At 48.2% G+C, this 17,988-nt stretch carries 15 protein-coding genes; all 15 read left to right on the top strand.

Translation table 11 applies throughout. The features are described from left to right. Positions 1-203: 203 nt before the first annotated feature. The 15 genes from MK185_07465 to nqrE all read left to right on the top strand — a co-directional run bounded on the left by MK185_07465 (position 204) and on the right by nqrE (position 17,987). A complete protein-coding gene (locus MK185_07465; protein ID MCH2040454.1) occupies positions 204-815 on the top strand; it encodes a paraquat-inducible protein A in 612 nt (203 codons plus the stop codon). Then, positions 808-1,452: a paraquat-inducible protein A gene (locus MK185_07460; protein MCH2040453.1), complete on the top strand. Its 645-nt coding sequence runs from the start codon at positions 808-810 to the stop codon at positions 1,450-1,452. Before MK185_07465 ends, MK185_07460 begins: the two co-directional genes overlap by 8 nt. Next, positions 1,439-3,076 (top strand): intermembrane transport protein PqiB, encoded by a 1,638-nt coding sequence (pqiB, locus tag MK185_07455; GenBank protein MCH2040452.1) that lies wholly within the window; start codon positions 1,439-1,441, stop codon positions 3,074-3,076. Before MK185_07460 ends, pqiB begins: the two co-directional genes overlap by 14 nt. Before the next feature lie 9 nt (positions 3,077-3,085). Then, positions 3,086-3,643 (top strand): ABC-type transport auxiliary lipoprotein family protein, encoded by a 558-nt coding sequence (locus MK185_07450; protein MCH2040451.1) that lies wholly within the window; start codon positions 3,086-3,088, stop codon positions 3,641-3,643. 142 nt (positions 3,644-3,785) lie between these two features. Further along, complete coding sequence (locus MK185_07445) at positions 3,786-6,152, top strand: OmpA family protein (GenBank protein MCH2040450.1); 2,367 nt, start codon at positions 3,786-3,788, stop codon at positions 6,150-6,152. A 9-nt stretch (positions 6,153-6,161) separates the two neighbouring features. Then, positions 6,162-6,857: a response regulator transcription factor gene (locus MK185_07440; GenBank protein MCH2040449.1), complete on the top strand. Its 696-nt coding sequence runs from the start codon at positions 6,162-6,164 to the stop codon at positions 6,855-6,857. 3 nt (positions 6,858-6,860) lie between these two features. Next, complete coding sequence (locus tag MK185_07435; GenBank protein ID MCH2040448.1) at positions 6,861-7,889, top strand: FecR domain-containing protein; 1,029 nt, start codon at positions 6,861-6,863, stop codon at positions 7,887-7,889. Positions 7,890-7,914: 25 nt separating this feature from the next. Then, positions 7,915-10,416 carry a CHASE2 domain-containing protein gene (locus tag MK185_07430; protein ID MCH2040447.1) on the top strand — a complete coding sequence of 834 codons (2,502 nt, stop codon included), beginning with the start codon at positions 7,915-7,917 and terminating at the stop codon, positions 10,414-10,416. Between the two features lie 41 nt (positions 10,417-10,457). Further along, complete coding sequence (locus tag MK185_07425) at positions 10,458-11,351, top strand: diacylglycerol kinase family lipid kinase (protein ID MCH2040446.1); 894 nt, start codon at positions 10,458-10,460, stop codon at positions 11,349-11,351. A 192-nt stretch (positions 11,352-11,543) separates the two neighbouring features. Continuing rightward, on the top strand, positions 11,544-12,992 hold the full coding sequence (locus tag MK185_07420) for a glyceraldehyde-3-phosphate dehydrogenase (protein MCH2040445.1): 1,449 nt from the start codon (positions 11,544-11,546) through the stop codon (positions 12,990-12,992). A 380-nt stretch (positions 12,993-13,372) separates the two neighbouring features. Next, positions 13,373-14,707 carry a Na(+)-translocating NADH-quinone reductase subunit A gene (locus tag MK185_07415; GenBank protein MCH2040444.1) on the top strand — a complete coding sequence of 445 codons (1,335 nt, stop codon included), beginning with the start codon at positions 13,373-13,375 and terminating at the stop codon, positions 14,705-14,707. Further along, positions 14,707-15,918 (top strand): NADH:ubiquinone reductase (Na(+)-transporting) subunit B, encoded by a 1,212-nt coding sequence (locus MK185_07410; GenBank protein MCH2040443.1) that lies wholly within the window; start codon positions 14,707-14,709, stop codon positions 15,916-15,918. Before MK185_07415 ends, MK185_07410 begins: the two co-directional genes overlap by 1 nt. Beyond that, complete coding sequence (locus MK185_07405) at positions 15,908-16,714, top strand: Na(+)-translocating NADH-quinone reductase subunit C (protein MCH2040442.1); 807 nt, start codon at positions 15,908-15,910, stop codon at positions 16,712-16,714. The genes MK185_07410 and MK185_07405 overlap by 11 nt, the downstream gene beginning before the upstream one ends. After that, positions 16,714-17,373 (top strand): NADH:ubiquinone reductase (Na(+)-transporting) subunit D, encoded by a 660-nt coding sequence (locus MK185_07400; GenBank protein ID MCH2040441.1) that lies wholly within the window; start codon positions 16,714-16,716, stop codon positions 17,371-17,373. Before MK185_07405 ends, MK185_07400 begins: the two co-directional genes overlap by 1 nt. Next, positions 17,373-17,987 carry an NADH:ubiquinone reductase (Na(+)-transporting) subunit E gene (gene nqrE, locus MK185_07395; GenBank protein ID MCH2040440.1) on the top strand — a complete coding sequence of 205 codons (615 nt, stop codon included), beginning with the start codon at positions 17,373-17,375 and terminating at the stop codon, positions 17,985-17,987. Before MK185_07400 ends, nqrE begins: the two co-directional genes overlap by 1 nt. Position 17,988: the final 1 nt, after the last annotated feature.

The following is a 17,988-nucleotide window of genomic DNA, read 5'->3' as shown; positions in this document are numbered from 1 at the left end:
AACTGATTAGTTAGTTCTGAAAAAGGCGACCTTCGGGTCGCTTTTTTTATGCCTGTTTACTGTGTTTCAGGTCAGGGTATCTCGCCTAATATGTGATGACTGAGCAGTAATTGCAGTTCGTCATTAAGCATGTTGTTATTACTGTGCTTGTTCAGTTTGTGAATCTGGGGCAGACTGGATGAAATTCCTTTTTCTGACTGCTGATGCCGGATAACACTCAAGTAGCCTGTCATGAATGCGATTTACCCGTGACATTGCCTGATGATGCCAGTGGGAAGCAATTGTGCCCGCGTTGTGGTTGTTTGTTAGCCAAGTTCAGTCGGGATGGTCAGGCATTGTTGGCCGTTTCTTTTACGGCATTGATACTATTGCTAGTGGCCAATGCCTTTCCTTTCATGGCTTTCAGTATACAAGGGCAGTATCAGGCCATTACTTTATTGCAGAGTGTCTTTGAATTGTGGGGGCAGGATTATAAAAGCCTAGCGATCATGGTTCTGATCTTTATTCTGTTGGCGCCACTATTATTCCTCAGTGGATTGATTTCTGTATTGTTACCACTTCAGCTGCGCCGACGTAACCGCTTTACTGTTTTCATTTTGCGATGGTTGTTTCGTATCACTCATTGGTCGATGGTTGAGGTATTTCTCATTGGCGTTTTGGTGAGTCTGATAAAAATAGCAGCCATGGCGGATGTGATCCCCGGTATTTCTTTCTGGGCTTATATTCTGTTCAGTATCGCTGTAACTTATGTGTTGTCACAGGTTGATCGGGTTCAGCTGTGGCGCTGGGTTAATCAGGGTCATTGCCATGACTGAGCATTCGCGCAATCCTTTTTCCCCAGGCAGTGCAGCAGAACAAGGGATAGCGAGTTGTCATTGCTGTGGGCTACTAAGTGCTGTTGAGGCTCGCAATTGTCCGCGCTGTGGTGAGTCTTTGCACCTGCGAAAGCCACACTCTTTGCAATATACCGCAGCGCTGGTGATTACCGCTTTTTTACTCTATGTTCCTGCCAATATTCTACCGATTATGACAACGACCCTGTTAGGCAGTAGCACCAACAGCACGATTATGGGCGGTGTTGCTGTGTTCTGGAGTCACGGTGATTATCCCATTGCGTTGATTATTTTTGTTGCCAGTGTGATTGTCCCGCTGGCTAAGTTGTTGGCGCTGAGTTGGCTTTGTATAACGGTCGCTCGTGGTCATCGGTATCGTCTTCAGCGGCGGACGGTTTTATTTCGTATGACGGAATTGGTTGGTCGCTGGTCTATGGTTGATGTTTTTGTGGTGGCAATTCTGGTAGCGCTGGTGCAGCTTGGAGGGATTATGACGATTTCTCCCGGGCCCGCTGCGTTGGCCTTTGCTGGTGTCGTGGTGGTTACTATGTTTGCGGCGATGAGTTTTGATCCGAGATTAATCTGGGACGCGTTGGAGAGCAGGAATGAACATGAATAATGTTGCTCAGCAGCAACCTGAAAATGGCTGGTCACCCATTTGGTTGCTGCCATTAGTTGCATTATTTCTAGGCGGTTGGATGTGGTATGACCATGTTGCCAGTCAGGGACCGCTGGTGACCATTTCATTTGCAACTGCAGAAGGGTTAGAGGCCGGTAAAACTCGAGTTAAAACCCGAAGTGTTGACGTTGGTTTAGTTGAATCAGTGTCGTTAGACCTTGATAGTAAAGGCATTACTGTTCGCGCCAGAGTTGATAAATCAGCGGCGTCCTTGTTAACCAGTGATGCTCGCTTTTGGGTTGTTCGCCCGAGGATTGGCAACGGTGGTATTTCCGGATTGGGTACCTTGTTGTCTGGTGCTTATATCGAGCTTGATCCCGGTAAAGCAACGGCTAAGGGCAAAGAGTTTGTTGGTCTTGAGGACGTACCTCTCACTTCGCCTGGAACGCCGGGTCTGGCGTTAACGTTGTACAGTAATGGTAATCATTCTTTGTCGGTCGCGGATCCTGTGCTTTATCGCGGCTTTAAAGTCGGGCAGGTCGAGAGTGTCTATTTCGATCCGAATAAAAAGCAAGCAGAGTACCGGATTTTCATCCATTCTCCGTACGATGTGCTGATCAGTGAAAATACTCAGTTCTGGAATGTGGGTGGGTTTGAACTGGATGCAAATGCTGAAGGCATTAATGTATCCGCCGGTTCGCTTGAAACCTTATTGGGTGGTGGCGTTACTTTTGCTGTCCCCCCGGACCTGCCGGTTGGTAAGGCTGTGGCTGAGGAGCATTCATTCCGTTTATACGATAATCGAAAAGCTGCGTTTAATCGTGAATATCGGTTTGTTGCGGAATATCTTGTGTTACTTGAGGACTCTGTTCGTGGTTTAAGTCATGGGGCTCCGGTTGAATACCGCGGGATACGCATCGGTACGGTTGCCAAAGTAAATGTTGAGGGTATCGAGCGCAGCGGTAAGTCCTGGTTGGATAAAATGATACCGGTGTTGATTCATCTTGAGCCGGGTCGTGTGGGTTATGGTGATACTCAGCAAGCATTGGACAAGTTCCGTAACGATCTTGTCTCCTGGGTGAAAGACGGTATGAGTGCGCGGCTGGAGACGGGTAACCTGATCAGCGGCAGTCAGTTTGTTAGTCTGAATTTCCATGATGATAAGCTTCTCGATTTTCCTGATTATTATGCTGGCTATCGTGTTGTGCCAACCTCTCAGGATGGCTTCGGTCAGATTACTGATCAGGTGGCGAATTTACTGGATAAATTTAATCAGTTGCCAATTGAGGATACGGTTTCACATGCTAATAAAGCGTTGGCGCAAATAGATCGTACGTTGAAGCAATTGGACCAGTTAGGCAGCAAAGCGAATACACTTCTCGATAGTGACAGTAGCCGGGAAATGCCCGAGCAACTATTGAGTGCTGTTAAGCAGTTGAACGAAACCCTGAGTGGTGTCAGCCCGGGCTCTGATAATTATCGTCAGGCGCGCCAGGTGATGACTGAATTGAATCATGTGTTGGGTGAAATACAACCGTTACTGCGTGAATTAAATAGTCGCCCGAGTGCGTTATTGTTCAGTCAGCCTAAAGCTGAAGATGCGCAGCCGGGTGGATCTCGCTAAGGACTTATTATGAAATTGATACTTGTTACTTTAGCGCTGGTGCTGACGTCCTGCAGCAGTTCAGTACCTAAAACCCATTATTATTTGCTCAGTCCGGATATGGGTCCTTATGAGCCGGTGGTTGCGTCACGAGCAGGGTACTTTATAGAAACAGTTGTGTTGCCTGATCACCTCAATCAGCAGGCATTAACTATGTTTTCAGGGGCGCATGAGGTACAGGTGGCCAGCTATCATTATTGGGCTCAGCCGTTGTCGCAAGGAATTGCTCAGGTTGCTGGCTATGAACTTAACCGGCGATGTGCGTGTGAGATTCGTAGTTCTCACCAGGGGGATCGGAAAATTGCAGAGGCTACCAATTTACGTTTGTTTATCGATCAGATGTCGGTTAGTGATTCTGGTAAAGTCGTGTTATCCGGGATGTTTGAGCTGGATTCAGAAAAGCGGCAACGTTTCTATTTTACCGAGCAATTGCAGCAACCCGGTTATGAGCAGGCGATTGCTGTTCAGAGGAAATTACTCGCAAAAATGACGCAGCAAGTTCTGAACATGGATTCAGAAAATAATTAACAACAGACTTATGCGACCATCGGCTTAGTAAAAGGGATCAGAGGTCGGAACGCATGGGATTCTTCGTTGAGTGGTATGATAATATGCGCCATCAGTAGAAACTCTCAGGACTTCGGAGTTTCAGGTCATCGGAGACTTTTGTGTGAGTAAGACGGTATTCTTTTTTCTGACCCATCTCCTTATGTTGCCATCTGCTGTATTGGCAAACGATGCCGACCGCGACGGTTTGTGTGCTGATAACATCAATCGCAGCTACTGTCTGGCAGGACCGGATCAGGATGATGCAAATCCGGATGTTAATAGCGATGGTATTTGTGACGGAATTCGCTCGGTATCGATTGGTGCTATACGTTGTATGCAAAAGCCAAATCCTGGTACAGATTCAGATGGTGACGGCACCTTCGACGACCAGGAGAGCGGTGATCTTGATGCCGATGGCATTCCTGATTATCTGGATCTTGATACGCCGGCTAACGGAGCGGGTGATTCCGACAATGACGGTATTGATGATCGCTTGGAATGTGGTGGTCAGCTGCCTTGCCTGAATTCTGATGGCGACAGTATTTTTGATTATCGTGACCCTGACTCTGATAACGACAGCGTGCCTGACAGTGAAGAGGCGGATCATATTGCCGGCAATCAGTCGGTAGACAATCCGTTGGATATTGACGGCGATGGCCAGCCTGATTTTCGTGATATTGATTCCGACGCGGACGGTCGCAGTGATCAGTCAGAGGGCAGTCTTGCCAATGATCAGGATATGGATGGAATACCCGATCGTTACGATGCCGACGACCGGGATGATGACTCCGGTCAGGGTGGCGATAGTGACAACGACGGGATCAGCGACAAGATTGAGTGCCCGCTTTTTCCGGTAGATTGTCCCGACAGTGATGTTCCAAAAGATGGCAAGCCGGACTATTTAGACAATAACCTCGATTCAGATGACGATGGTATTCCAGATGTCCATGAAGATCTGAATCTTGATGGTGATAATAATCCAGCGACGAATGCCACAGACACCGATCGTGACGGCGACGCGGACTACCTTGATGGTGATTCCGACAATGATGGTTTGTTGGATCGTGACGAGCGCAATAACCCATTTAATGCCGTTGAGCGTTTGGATACTGATACTGACGGCATTCCCGATGTACTGGATTTTGATGGGCGTTTAAATGGCAACAATCAGGGCGGTGACAGTGATTCCGATGGCGTTGCTGACCAGCAGGAATGCCCCCAGTGGCCAGTCTGTCCGGATACCGATAATGACGGCGTTTTCGATTATCTTGATGCTGATTCATCACCACCAAAACCCGATATGGGTGAGGTGCGTACTGGGGTTGATGGTGTTGGTGTATTTTGGTGGTTGTTGATTTTACTGCCTTTGTTGGCCGTTACAGGCAGAGGGCAGGCGGAAGAGTCTGTGCCGGTTGTATCAGGATTGATCAGTGAATCAAGGATGCCGGACTTGTATGTCAATATTGCTCTGGGACGTTCGCAGTTAGAGCCGGACACATCCGCAAGTTTGTATTCGCTTGATCGCAAGGGTGATTGGGCTTATCGCTTGTCTGGCGGTTGGGATCTGAGCCAATATTGGTCTGTTGAAGGGTATTACGCCAACCTTGGGAAGGCTATCCTCAAGCCGGAAGGTGATGTGAGTTATCAGGTTTTCGGGGGTTCAGTTATTGGTCATTATTGGTTATTGGGTGGTGAGCGACTCCCCGGCGCTCTGGCTTTAACCGGACGAGCAGGGTTAGCGTCATTATCGACCGATGCCAGTGGTGTGCGACTGCAGCAGAAAAACGCCTTGCAGCTTAGCGTAGCGGCTGGCCTTGAGCTCTATTTTGACAATAACTACAGCCTTCGTTTTGAAGTAGATAGCTTTGCTGCCGATGCCACGCTGATGTCACTTGGTGTCTCCAAGCGCTTCGGTTTGCAGCAACAACTTGTATACGCCATTCCGCAAGACGATTCTCTGACGATGCTCAATAATCTTCCGCCGACTTCTGCGGGAATTCGGCGTGCCATTATTAAACCGTTAGTGATCGATGCGGACGAAGATGGTTTGTTGGACGATGTGGACCTATGCCTCAATTCACCGCCACAAAGTGCGCAGGTTCAGATTGACGAACGCGGCTGTGCGCCATTCCAGGGAGTAATTGATGGCGTTGATTTTGTTTCGGGGCTAGAGCAATTGACGGAGTCTGGCAAGTCGCGTTTGCGACAACTGTTGCCAATACTGGCTCAGCAGTTGAAAAAGATTGAAAAATTACGTCTGCAAATTCTCGCACACACCGACAGTCAGGGTGCCGCAGGTTATAATAAAAAACTGTCTCAACAGCGAGCAAACGAAGTTGCCCGTTACCTGCTGGATTTTGGTATTGAGCCTGGCAGATTGGATGTGCGTGGAATGGGGGAGGCAATCCCGAGAGCCGATAATGCGACTGCGCAAGGACGAGCATTAAATCGTCGGGTAGAATTTATTCTGATTTCTGAACGCAACTAGGGGTGAACAGTGTTAATAGCCTATCTGGAAGATGACATGGACCAGGCGCGTACGGTGACTGGATGGTTTGATGAGTTCGGTTTTGAATACGAGCACTTCAGTCAGGCCCAGGCTTTGTTAAAGCGCTTAAAAGACAGGAACTTTGATGCGGCGGTTCTTGACTGGGAATTACCGGACATGCCAGGTACAGAAGCACTTCGCCAGATTCGTGAGAAGTTTCACCAGGAGTTACCTGTCTTGTTCTGCTCTATGCGTGATAGTGAAGAGGATGTTGTCACAGCGCTTGAACTCGGTGCTGACGACTATATGCGCAAGCCACTGTTAAAAACGGAATTAAAAGCACGACTATCGGCGTTGTTGCGTCGAATCCAGGGCCCGCAGCAAGGCGATGGTCGCGTAATTGAGCATGGTGCATACCGATTCGATCTCAAGTCGCGCGAAGCCTATTGTGACGGAATCATGGTCGAAATGACCGATAAAGATTTTGAACTGGCCACATGTTTGTTCGATAACATTGGCCGGATTATGTCACGAGGCTTTTTGTTGGATGCCGTCTGGGGGGTCTCGACTGATTTAAACACCCGTACAGTGGATGTACATATTAGCCGTATCCGTAAAGCATTAGGCATCACTCCTGCCAGTGGTTATCGTATCAAAACGATTTATCAACACGGCTATCGTTTAGAGCGAATTGATCAGGGATAAATTATGTTGCGCAGGCAGGTTTTCATTTTCTTAATTGCCTTTGTTTCTGTAGCGATGGCTGAGACTGATAGTAGTGGTGATTGGCAATACGAAGTAAAGCGTGATGATACAGTTTGGGATATCTGTAAGAACTACGTTGCTGGTAATCAGTGTTGGCGCAAGCTGGTCAAATATAACAACATCAAAACGCCGAAATACCTCCCGCCCGGAACCGTATTAAATATCCCAAAGGCCTGGCTGAAGCCTTCTGTGGCTCAGGCACTGGTCATTTCGGTACGCGGTGACGTGATTGTCAGTCGCGCTGGTGAAGACGGTCAAAAGCCAGTTATCAAGGGCGATAAGCTGGATCAGATGGATACCGTTACTGCGAAAAATGGCAGTGCGATGATTGAGTTCGCTGATCAATCGCGATTGTTACTGAAACCTAATAGCGCAGTTCGTCTGCAGGGGCTGCGTTATTACCAGCGAGGTGGCATTGCTGAAACTCAGATTCGCTTGCTAAAAGGACGTGTGAGGGCCAATGTTGAAAAACTGAAAGGGTTGGGCAGTCGATTCGATATTGCCACGCCAGCTGCAGTTGCAGCCGTACGCGGCACTGAATTTCGGGTCGGTTTTTCCCCGGCGGATGGCGACAATAAAGCAATAATGACGACCGAACTGCTGGAAGGCAGTGTTAAGGTAGCAAATGATCAGGGCGAGCAAACGCTTGCCGCAGGTGAGGCCGTTCGTGCTGTCGAGGGTGAAGAAGTCGCTGCCCCCGTGGCCTTGCTACCTCGTCCACGATTGGATTTGACCAAAGAGCAGGAAGTTCGATTGCCACATCGGGTGGTTTGGTATGAGGTCAAAGGTGCTGATTATTATCGTGTTACGCTGAGCCGGGATGGTATTTTGCTTTGGGAAGTGACAACGCAAATACCAGAGCTAGAGGTTGATGTTGCCGATGATGGCGAGTATGAACTCATCATCAGTGCTGTTGATTCTCAAGGCTTTGAAGGAAAAGGGCGGCGCCTGCGTATCTCCAGCAGAAAATAATCCGGGTAAAATGATTCAGTGAGCCATGTCTAAAAATAATAAATTATTGTCGGATGGACCGCTGGTTATTCTGATAATCATTCTGGCGCTGTTGGTAAACTCTAATCAGATCAAGAACTGGTCGTATGCGACTGATCGTTATTTGTACGATCATCTAATTTCTTTCATCCAGACCGACGCCGAAGGCGATGTTGTTATTATCGAAATTGATGATCAGAGTTTGTCTCTGATCGGCAGTTGGCCGTGGGATCGAGCTTATCACGCTGAACTGATTGATATCCTGACGCTTGCTGACGCACAGTTCGTTGCTTATAACCTGACGTTTTCCTCCAGCCATTTGCCGCTTACTGCCAGTGACTATTTGTTGGCAGACTCAATTTTGCGCAATAGGCGGGTAATTCTGCCGATTTACTTTGATCAAATTCTCAACAACGGCCCTTTGGAAGAAATACTGCCACATTCAATTTTTACTGAGGGTGCTCAACTCGGCCACGTTAATGTGTATCTTGATGACGATGGGGTTTATCGCAGTGTCCGGTTGATTGATTATTACCAGCAGCATGAATGGCCACACTTCTCCTTAGCGGCTTATGATGTTGCGCATAATACGCTCTCGCCATCGGCCGATGAGCTGGCTTATATTCGGTTTGTGAATCGCGGTACTGGTTTTAAACGTTATTCCTTCGTTGATGTAATCACCGGAGAAATCGACCTCGCCGAATTTTATCGAAAGAATGTATTTGTCGGGGTAACGGCAACTTCAATTGGTGACCCGCTGATTACATCCGTCAGTCAGAATGGCATGCAAATGGCTGCCGTTGATATCAATGCCAATATCTATCAGATGCTGAATCAGAGGCAATCAATCACGATTTTGCCACTTTGGTTAAGTATGTTGATTAACACACTGGCCATTGCGTTGATGGTATTTCTGGTACCGCGATTATCGATGGTCAGGCAGGTCTTAGTATCATTGTTTGCGGTTGCGTTAGCAATTATCGCCTTTTGGTCTGTTATTCAATTCAGCTACTGGTATCAAATCGCCGGCTTAATATTTGCACTAATTATTATTCCCTTTGCCTGGAATACGTTGCGCTTGAGTCTGCTGTTTAACTATTTTCGTACTGAGGCACGACGGCTTGAGCAGCAACAAAAAGACGAGCAATTTCATTTCCCCGAGCAGCTTTTGTTTCATTCAACCCAGCAACTTGAGAAACTTTTGCAGTTGCTTGGGATCGGCGCTTATCATCTTGAGAAGAGTCCGTGGGTAGTAAGTCCGTTGAACTCGCAGGCATCAGAGATTGAGAAAACGTTCCCGATGTCAATCAATGGCGAAAACTACAATCTCGTTCTGAATTTTGGCGAGTATGCCGATCGCGAGCAGCGTCAGGTTGGTTTGTTGCGGCGTCTCTTATACACAGTGACAGACAATGATACAGATGCGATCGAAAGCAGTGATATTTTCTCGCGGCAGTTGAATCTGATTCAGAACTTTCAGGATTATATTGATTCCAGTCAGCATTTATTTGAATCCAGCATTCAGGGGCTGAGTTCAGCAGTGCTGGTGGCTGATTTGAATGGTGATGTACTGTTCCGAAACGAACAGGTTAGTCGTTTTGTGCAGTGCGACAGTCGTAATGTGTTTGAGTTATTGCAGTCATGCAGGCTGAGTGGCAATGACACATGGGAACAGGTGATTCAGACTGCGGTACTGTCTGCAGATGCCATTACCGTTGAAGCAAAATCCTGTGATTTTGATTTATCCATCAGTATTCGCTGTTTGGAGGATCAAAGCACACGCTCTCCCCTGTTAGTGCTCAACATGTCAGATATCTCTCAAGTCAAGCACGCGCAGCGAGCCAGAAACGAAATGATTGACTTTATTTCTCACGATATGCGATCACCAATGGCGTCATTGCAGGCTCTGGTCAGGCAACTGCAGCAAGCTCCGCAGTCAATCAGCATCGATGAGCTGTTAAAAAAGGTTGAATTTCATAGCCAGCGAGGGCTTAGTTTTGCCGAAGAGTTTCTGAGTTTGGCCAAGGTGGAGAGTGAGGAGAGTATTCAGCAGTATGAAGTGGATATGTACGCTGTATCGCAAAACGCGATCGATACTCTGTATGAGCAGGCCGAAGCAAAACATATCGCGATTGAGTTGAAAGCCGACGACGACTGTTGGGTAATGGGTAACGGCGATATGTTGGAGCGCGTCATTCTGAATCTGGTAAGTAATGCGATTAAATACAGTCCAGCAGAAACCCGCGTGATAGTGCTTGTGAAAGTATCTGATAGCTGGATTGATTTATCCGTGTCTGACCAGGGAGAGGGGATTGATGAGCAATTATTGCCTGACCTCTTTAAATCCTTTCAACGCGGTACTGGTGAACGCGAAGTAAAAAGTAAAGGGCTTGGATTGGGACTGCGCTTTGTTGATGTAGCACTCAAGCGTCATGATAGTCAGATACAGGTTCAATCCGGTGCACAGGGTACCTGCTTTTATTTTCGTTTGGCCCGACTGCAATTTTAACAGGTATAATCGCCACCCTGTTTATTTGGTTGGAGAAGGCTGTGCTTACGGCGCCTTTTATTCTTATTATTTTTAACCCGGCTTCGGGTGTCGGCAACCGCGCGAAAGTAGATGCAGTCATACAAGTATTAGAAGCCGCGGGGGCAACGGTTGAGCTCTATCTCACCCAGTGTGCTGGTGACGCCAGTCGGTTTCTTTCGGAGTACCGGGGAGTGTTCGATATTGTCGCTGCGGCTGGTGGTGACGGAACCGTTAATGAAGTGGTTAATGGCTTAAAAGATCGACAAGTAGGCAGTTATCGTCTGGCTATCATTCCAACAGGCACAACGAATGTGTTGGCTTCAGAGCTAAGGTTTCCGAAAAAACCGAAAGCGCTGGCGGATATTATTCTGGGCAATCAGCAAAAGGATATCTTTTTGGGTCAGGTTAATCAGCGGCGTTTTGTCTTGATGGTGGGAGTTGGATTTGATGCCTGGGTTGTCGATAAGGTTAATCTGAACTTGAAGAAAAAAGTCGGCAAACTGGCTTACGTATTGTCAATGCTGAAGGAAATCCGGAATTTTGGTTCCAAGACCTATCGTCTGACCATTGATGGTGAAGAACATCTGGCAAATTCGGTTGTGATCACCAATGGCCGCTACTATGGCGGCTCGTTTACCTTATCTCGTCAAGCGGATTTATCTCGCGATACTACCCAGGTCATGATGATTTCAGGTAGCAGTCCATGGAAGTTTGTCGGTATTTTACTGGGTTTGCCGCTGGGGATTATGGAAAAAATGCCCGGAATGCGATCAATGCCCGCGAAGCACATGTTGATTGAACAGGTAGAGGAGAATAGCCAGCGGGAGCCAGTGCAAGCTGACGGTGACTCCGTATCGCAGCTACCCTTAGAGCTCTCTATGGAGCCGGAGTCAGTGCCTTTATTGGTACCTTGATCGGGGCGTGATGCTGATCACTTAAACCGAGCGGCTTCTGTTAAGGTCAAAAGGTCGTGAATTGTTGTGATCCGTGGATATTACAGAGGCTTATAGCCGCTATTCGCCTGCTCAATTGTCGTCTGGTGTAAAAAACGGCATACTACGCACCCCAAAATTTGCCACTCACTTTATATATTGGAAGGTGTCACCGTGAGCCAAGACATGCGCGAAGCCTGTTTGCAGGACTGGATGGATCGTGAAGCCATTGCTGAAGCAATGATTCCTCTGATTGGTACTCTTTACCGTAAAAACAACGTTGTCACTGCGTTGTACGGACGTCCTATCATTAACCGTTCTGTGATCGAACTGCTGAAAGCCCATCGCTTTGTTCGTCATATGGAATCTCAGGAACTGTCAGTTCATGATACCTTCCCAATCCTGAAAGCTCTGAGCGAACTTGACGTTGCCCGTGCCCACGTTGACTTGGGTAAGATGGCGGTTAAATTCCGCAATGAAGGCAATGGCCGAGATGTCAACGAGTTCGTTGCTGAGGAATTGAAAGACGTTGCTGGTCAGTCTCCTGCGGAAGGTGAAAACCGTGACGTTGTTTTGTATGGTTTTGGTCGTATTGGCCGCCTGCTGGCGCGCATTCTGATCGAAAAATCCGGTGGCGGTAATGGCCTGCGCCTTCGTGCCATCGTTGTTCGTCGTGGTAAAGGTGATGACCTGGTCAAGCGCGCCTCCTTGCTGCGTCGTGACTCGATTCACGGAACTTTCCGTGGCACTCTGACGGTTGATCACGAAAACGAAGCGCTGATTGCCAACGGTAACTACATTAAAATCATTTATGCCAATAATCCGGCTGAAATCGATTACAGCCAATACGGTATCAATAACGCCCTGGTTATCGATAATACGGGTGTTTGGCGCGACGAAGCTGGCCTGGGTCAGCATTTGGAAGCCAAAGGTACTGCTCGTGTTCTGCTGACTGCACCGGGCAAAGGTGATCTGAAAAACGTTGTGTACGGCATCAACAACAACGTAATTGAAGCGCAAGACAAGATTTTGTCTGCTGCATCCTGTACCACTAACGCCATCACTCCGGTTCTGAAGGTAATGAACGATGCCTATGGTATCGATAACGGTCACGTTGAGACGGTTCACTCGTACACCAATGACCAGAACCTGATCGACAACTACCACAAAGGTGATCGTCGTGGTCGTTCTGCACCGCTGAACATGGTTATTACTGAAACTGGCGCTGCGTCTGCTGTTGCAAAAGCATTACCAGAGCTGAAAGGTAAGCTGACTGGTAACGCGATCCGCGTGCCGACGCCGAACGTGTCCATGGCGATTCTGTCCCTGAATCTGAAGAAAGACGTGACTGCGGAAGAAGTCAACGACTTCCTGCGTGAACAGTCGCTGCATTCAGAAGTTCAGAAGCAAATCGATTGGGTGAACTCTCCGGAAGTTGTTTCTACCGACTTTGTAGGAAACAGCCATGCAGGCATCGTTGATGCTAAGGCGACCATTGCTAATGGTAATCGTGTAAATCTGTATGTTTGGTACGATAACGAGTACGGTTACAGCCGCCAGGTTGTGCGCATTGCGCAGCAGGTATGTGGTGTTGACTACCCGGTATTCCCCGCTCGCGGCTAATTCCCTCAGTTAGCTGGGAATTCTGAAATAAACAAGCCATTGCATGTGCAATGGCTTTTTTTTTGGTTAAAATTTAAACATCTGTACAGCTGCACCCGATGAGAGATGACGGATTCATGCCAGATAACTGAGGCTAAGCCAAAAGCGGTAGTGAATTGGCCTCAAGATCGGTGGATTAATCATGGTGCGATCTTTATACTTAGCGCGATTTTTTACTGGGAAATGGGTCCAAGTACTTGTTTCCAAATACAAAATTAGATCGAACAGAGTGATTTTGTTCGTTTTGCGTACAGCAACCTTGGTGAGAGGGAATGTGTTGTACGTGTTTTTGTGCATTTGGAAGCCAGTAACTATGGGTCAACTGTGATTAGGCGAGGCGTATGATCAATATCAAGAAGGGTCTCGACTTACCAATCACCGGTACACCTGAGCAAGTCATTTCGGCATCAGCCAAAGTAACGGAAGTTGCTTTGGTTGGTCCGGATTACGTGGGGATGAAACCCACGATGGCAGTTCAGGTCGGTGATCGAGTCAAGAAAGGCCAGGTGATTTTCACCGACAAGAAAACTGAAGGAGTGCGTTATACCGCACCCGCTGCGGGTACAGTGAAAGCTGTCAACCGTGGTGAGCGTCGTGTGTTCCAATCGATCGTGATTGAGATCGATGGTAATGACGAAGAAACCTTCAATTCCTACCCGGCGGATCAGCTGGGTTCACTGTCTGCTGCAGATGTTCAGAGCAATCTGGTCAACTCCGGTTTATGGACGGCTCTGCGTACCCGACCATATTCGCGTGTTCCGGCACTGAATAGCAAGCCAGAAGCGATTTTTGTGACGGCAATGGATACCAATCCATTGGCGGCAAACCCTGAACTGGTTGTTAATGAGCAGGCTGATAATTTTAAAGCTGGCTTGCAGGTACTGAAGCACCTGACGGAAGGCACTCTGTATGTTTGTAAAGCAGCCGGTGCCAATATCCCAAGCGCGGGTGTTGAACAAGTTGAAGAATTTGGCGGCAAGCATCCTGCCGGCTTGGCTGGTACGCACATTCACTTCCTGCATCCGGTAAGTGAAAACCGTACGGTATGGACCATTGGCTATCAGGATGTGATCGCGTTTGGCGCGCTGTTCCTGACCGGGAAAATTCACAGCGACCGCGTTATTGCACTGGCAGGGCCGCAGGTTAATAACCCACGCTTGGTTCGTGTTCCTCAGGGCGCCAATCTGGATCAAGTGACTGCAGGTGAAACCAAAGACGGTGAGAACCGAGTAGTCTCCGGTTCGGTATTTGGCGGTCGCACGGCAGCTGACGGTCACCAATTCCTGGGTCGTTTTCACAATCAGGCAACGGTTTTGATTGAAGGCCGTGATCGCCCGATGTTGCACTACCTGACTGCTGGTACCGAGCGCTTCTCTGTGATGCCGATTTATTTGTCGAAGCTCATGAACAAGGCATTCCCGTTCACCACCACCACTAACGGCAGTGAGCGTGCCATGGTACCGGTCGGTGCATACGAAAAAGTAATGCCTCTGGATATTCTGCCAACTCAGCTGCTGCGCGCACTGATTGTAGAAGACATGGAAACCGCAATTAATCTAGGCGCATTGGAATTGGATGAAGACGATATTGCACTGTGCAGCTTTGTCTGTCCGGGCAAATACGAATACGGTCCGATCCTGCGTAAAAACTTAACTCGCATCCAGGCGGAGGGTTAATCATGCTGCGTTCTATGCTCGATAAACTTGAGCCCCACTTCGTAAGGGGCGGCAAGTACGAAAAAATGTACCCGCTTTACGAAGCCATTGATACTGGCTTGTATTCTCCACCGAGTGTGACCAATAACACGGCTCACGTTCGTGATGGTATCGACCTGAAGCGTATCATGATCACAGTGTGGATCTGTACCTTCCCGGCTTTGTTCTTTGGTATGTACAACATTGGTTTGCAGGCGAATGAAGCCATTGCAGCTGGTGCCGGTACGGCTATAGAAGGATGGCGCGAAACTCTGATCGCTGTGCTCGGGGGTGGTGCGCATAATGCCGCCAGTGTTTGGGATAATATGGTGTTTGGAGCGGCCTACTTCTTGCCAGTCTATGCCACGGTATTTATCGTGGGTGGCTTCTGGGAAGTATTGTTCGCGACCGTTCGCAAACACGAAGTCAACGAAGGATTCTTCGTAACCTCGGTGTTGTTTGCGCTGATTCTGCCGCCAAGCATTCCGCTGTGGCAAGTCGCTCTGGGCATCACCTTCGGTGTTGTAATTGGTAAGGAAATCTTCGGTGGTACCGGTAAGAACTTCCTTAACCCGGCACTTACTGGGCGTGCCTTCCTGTTTTTTGCGTATCCTGCAGATATGTCTGGTAACTCCGTTTGGACCGCGGTTGACGGTTTCTCGGGCGCAACACCTTTGGGTACTGCGGCTGAACAAGGTGTTGTAAACGGTCAGATTGGTGATATTACCTGGTTTGATGCGTTCTTCGGCCTGATTCAGGGTTCTATGGGCGAAACCTCAACGCTCGCGATTCTGATTGGCGGTGCCGTTCTGATGACCATGGGCATCGCTTCGTGGCGTATTGTTCTTGGTGTGTTCCTGGGCATGGTAGCGACCACGCTGCTATTTAACGGCATCGGTTCAGATACTAACCCAATGATGGCTCTGCCGTGGTATTGGCATTTGGTTGTTGGTGGTTTCGCCTTCGGTATGATCTTTATGGCAACCGATCCGGTTTCCTCTTCAATGACCAATACGGGTAAGTTCATTTTTGGTGCGCTGATTGGCTTTATGGTGGTTATGATCCGTGTGATCAATCCAGCATTTCCGGAAGGCATGATGCTGGCAATTCTGTTTGCCAACCTGTTTTCCCCACTGATTGACCACTTCGTGGTTCAGGCCAATATCAAGCGGAGGACTGCTCGTGTCAGCTAATAACGACAGCATTCAAAAGACCTTAATGGTCGCTATCCTGCTGTGTCTGGTGTGTTCGATTATCGTGGCAGGTGCTGCGGTATCACTGAAGCCAATTCAGTTAGCGAACAAGCAGCTCGATAAAAATTACAACATTTTGCTGGCGGCGGGTTTAGCCAGTAAGGAAAAGATGGGTCGCGAGCAGATTGAAACGGCTTTCAAGCAGATCACGACTCGTATTGTTAATCTGGAAGCCGGTCGCTATGCGACCGACGCTGAGTTGGAAACGATTAAAGCGGCGGGTTACAACCCATCAGCTTATGACCAACTTAAAGCATCTAAAGATCCTGCATTGTCAGCATCGCTGCCAAGCGATAAAGATCTTGCGAATATCCGACGCTTAGAGAAATTTGCAGCCGTTTATACCGTCGAAAGTAACGGTGTCGTCGAGAAGATGGTCCTGCCAGTACACGGTTATGGCCTATGGTCAACGCTCTACGGCTTCCTGGCTTTGGAGGGGGATCTGCAAACGGTGGTTGGTTTAGGTTTCTATTCTCATGGTGAAACACCGGGACTGGGTGGTGAAGTTGATAATCCGGCCTGGAAAGCTCTTTGGAATGGTAAGAAGCTCTACAACGACAGCGGTGATTTAGCGATTCAGGTCGTTAAGGGTAAAGCTGCAGCTGATGATATGAACAGTGTCGATGGCTTGTCGGGTGCAACACTGACAAGTAATGGTGTGTCGAACCTGGTGCAATTCTGGGTCGGTGAGAACGGCTTCGGCAAGTTCCTGACGACCGTCAAAGGAGGTGCTTAATGTCTGTTAAGTCCGTTTTAACCGAACCTTTATTCTCTCAGAACCCAATTGCGGTTCAGATTCTGGGTGTCTGTTCTGCTCTGGCGGTAACCACCAGCCTGCAGGTTACACTGGTGATGTGTCTGGCGCTGACCTCGGTCACAGCATTCTCCAATGTGGGTATTGCATTAATCCGTAACCATATTCCGAACAACATTCGGATCATCGTACAGATGATTATCATCGCCTCGTTGGTAATTGTTGTTGATCAGATCCTGAAGGCCTACGCTTACGAAATCAGCAAACAGTTGTCGGTATTCGTCGGTCTGATTATTACAAACTGCATCGTGATGGGACGTGCTGAAGCCTTTGCAATGAAGAATGGCCCGGTACTGAGTTTCTTCGATGGTATTGGTAACGGTCTGGGCTACTCCGTAGTGTTGATTGTTGTTGCTGTGGTACGTGAGCTGTTTGGTGCGGGTTCCCTGATGGGTATTGAAATCCTGCCGTTGATCACTAACGGTGGCTGGTATCAATCGAATGGTTTACTGCTTTTACCACCAAGTGCTTTCTTCATTATTGGCTTATTCATTTGGGCATTGCGCAGCTGGAAAACCGAACAAGTGGAAGCGGCTGACTTCAAAATTCTGCCGAACACTGAGAGCGGAGGTCACCACTAATGGAACATTACATCAGCTTATTCGTTAAGGCGGTGTTTGTTGAAAACATGGCGTTAGCGTTTTTCTTGGGAATGTGTACGTTCCTGGCTATCTCTAAGAAGATTCAAACGGCTCTGGGTTTGGGCGTCGCGGTTATCGTGGTGTTAGCCATCACGGTACCGGTCAACAACCTGATTTATACCTATGTACTGAAAGAGGGCGCATGGGCATGGATGGGAGCTGAATACGCTTCTGTTGATCTGAGCTTCTTAGGATTGCTGACTTACATCGGTGTGATTGCAGCGATGGTTCAGATTCTGGAAATGGTTCTGGATAAATACGTACCGGCGTTATACAACGCTTTGGGTGTTTTCCTGCCTTTAATTACTGTGAACTGCGCCATTATGGGTGCGTCTTTGTTCATGGTTCAGCGTGATTATAACTTTGCAGAATCTACGGTTTACGGCATTGGCGCTGGCGTTGGTTGGGCATTAGCAATTACCGCGTTGGCAGGTATTCGTGAAAAACTGAAGTACAGCGATGTACCGGCAGGACTACAAGGGTTAGGTATTACCTTTATGACTGTTGGCCTGATGTCATTGGGCTTTATGTCTTTCTCCGGCGTTTCACTGTAAG

It is taken from the genome of Saccharospirillaceae bacterium (assembly GCA_022448365.1).
Classification (GTDB): domain Bacteria; phylum Pseudomonadota; class Gammaproteobacteria; order Pseudomonadales; family Oceanobacteraceae; genus Bacterioplanoides.
Note: the sequence above shows the minus strand (reverse complement) of the source record. Positions and strands in the feature narration are given on the sequence as shown.

Coding starts and splice junctions, on each gene's coding strand:
- MK185_07465 (MCH2040454.1), top strand. CDS start 204: ATGCCGGATAACACTCAAGTAGCCTGTCATGAATGCGATTTACCCGTG.
- MK185_07460 (MCH2040453.1), top strand. CDS start 808: ATGACTGAGCATTCGCGCAATCCTTTTTCCCCAGGCAGTGCAGCAGAA.
- pqiB (MCH2040452.1), top strand. CDS start 1,439: ATGAACATGAATAATGTTGCTCAGCAGCAACCTGAAAATGGCTGGTCA.
- MK185_07450 (MCH2040451.1), top strand. CDS start 3,086: ATGAAATTGATACTTGTTACTTTAGCGCTGGTGCTGACGTCCTGCAGC.
- MK185_07435 (MCH2040448.1), top strand. CDS start 6,861: ATGTTGCGCAGGCAGGTTTTCATTTTCTTAATTGCCTTTGTTTCTGTA.
- MK185_07430 (MCH2040447.1), top strand. CDS start 7,915: ATGTCTAAAAATAATAAATTATTGTCGGATGGACCGCTGGTTATTCTG.
- MK185_07415 (MCH2040444.1), top strand. CDS start 13,373: ATGATCAATATCAAGAAGGGTCTCGACTTACCAATCACCGGTACACCT.
- MK185_07400 (MCH2040441.1), top strand. CDS start 16,714: ATGTCTGTTAAGTCCGTTTTAACCGAACCTTTATTCTCTCAGAACCCA.
- nqrE (MCH2040440.1), top strand. CDS start 17,373: ATGGAACATTACATCAGCTTATTCGTTAAGGCGGTGTTTGTTGAAAAC.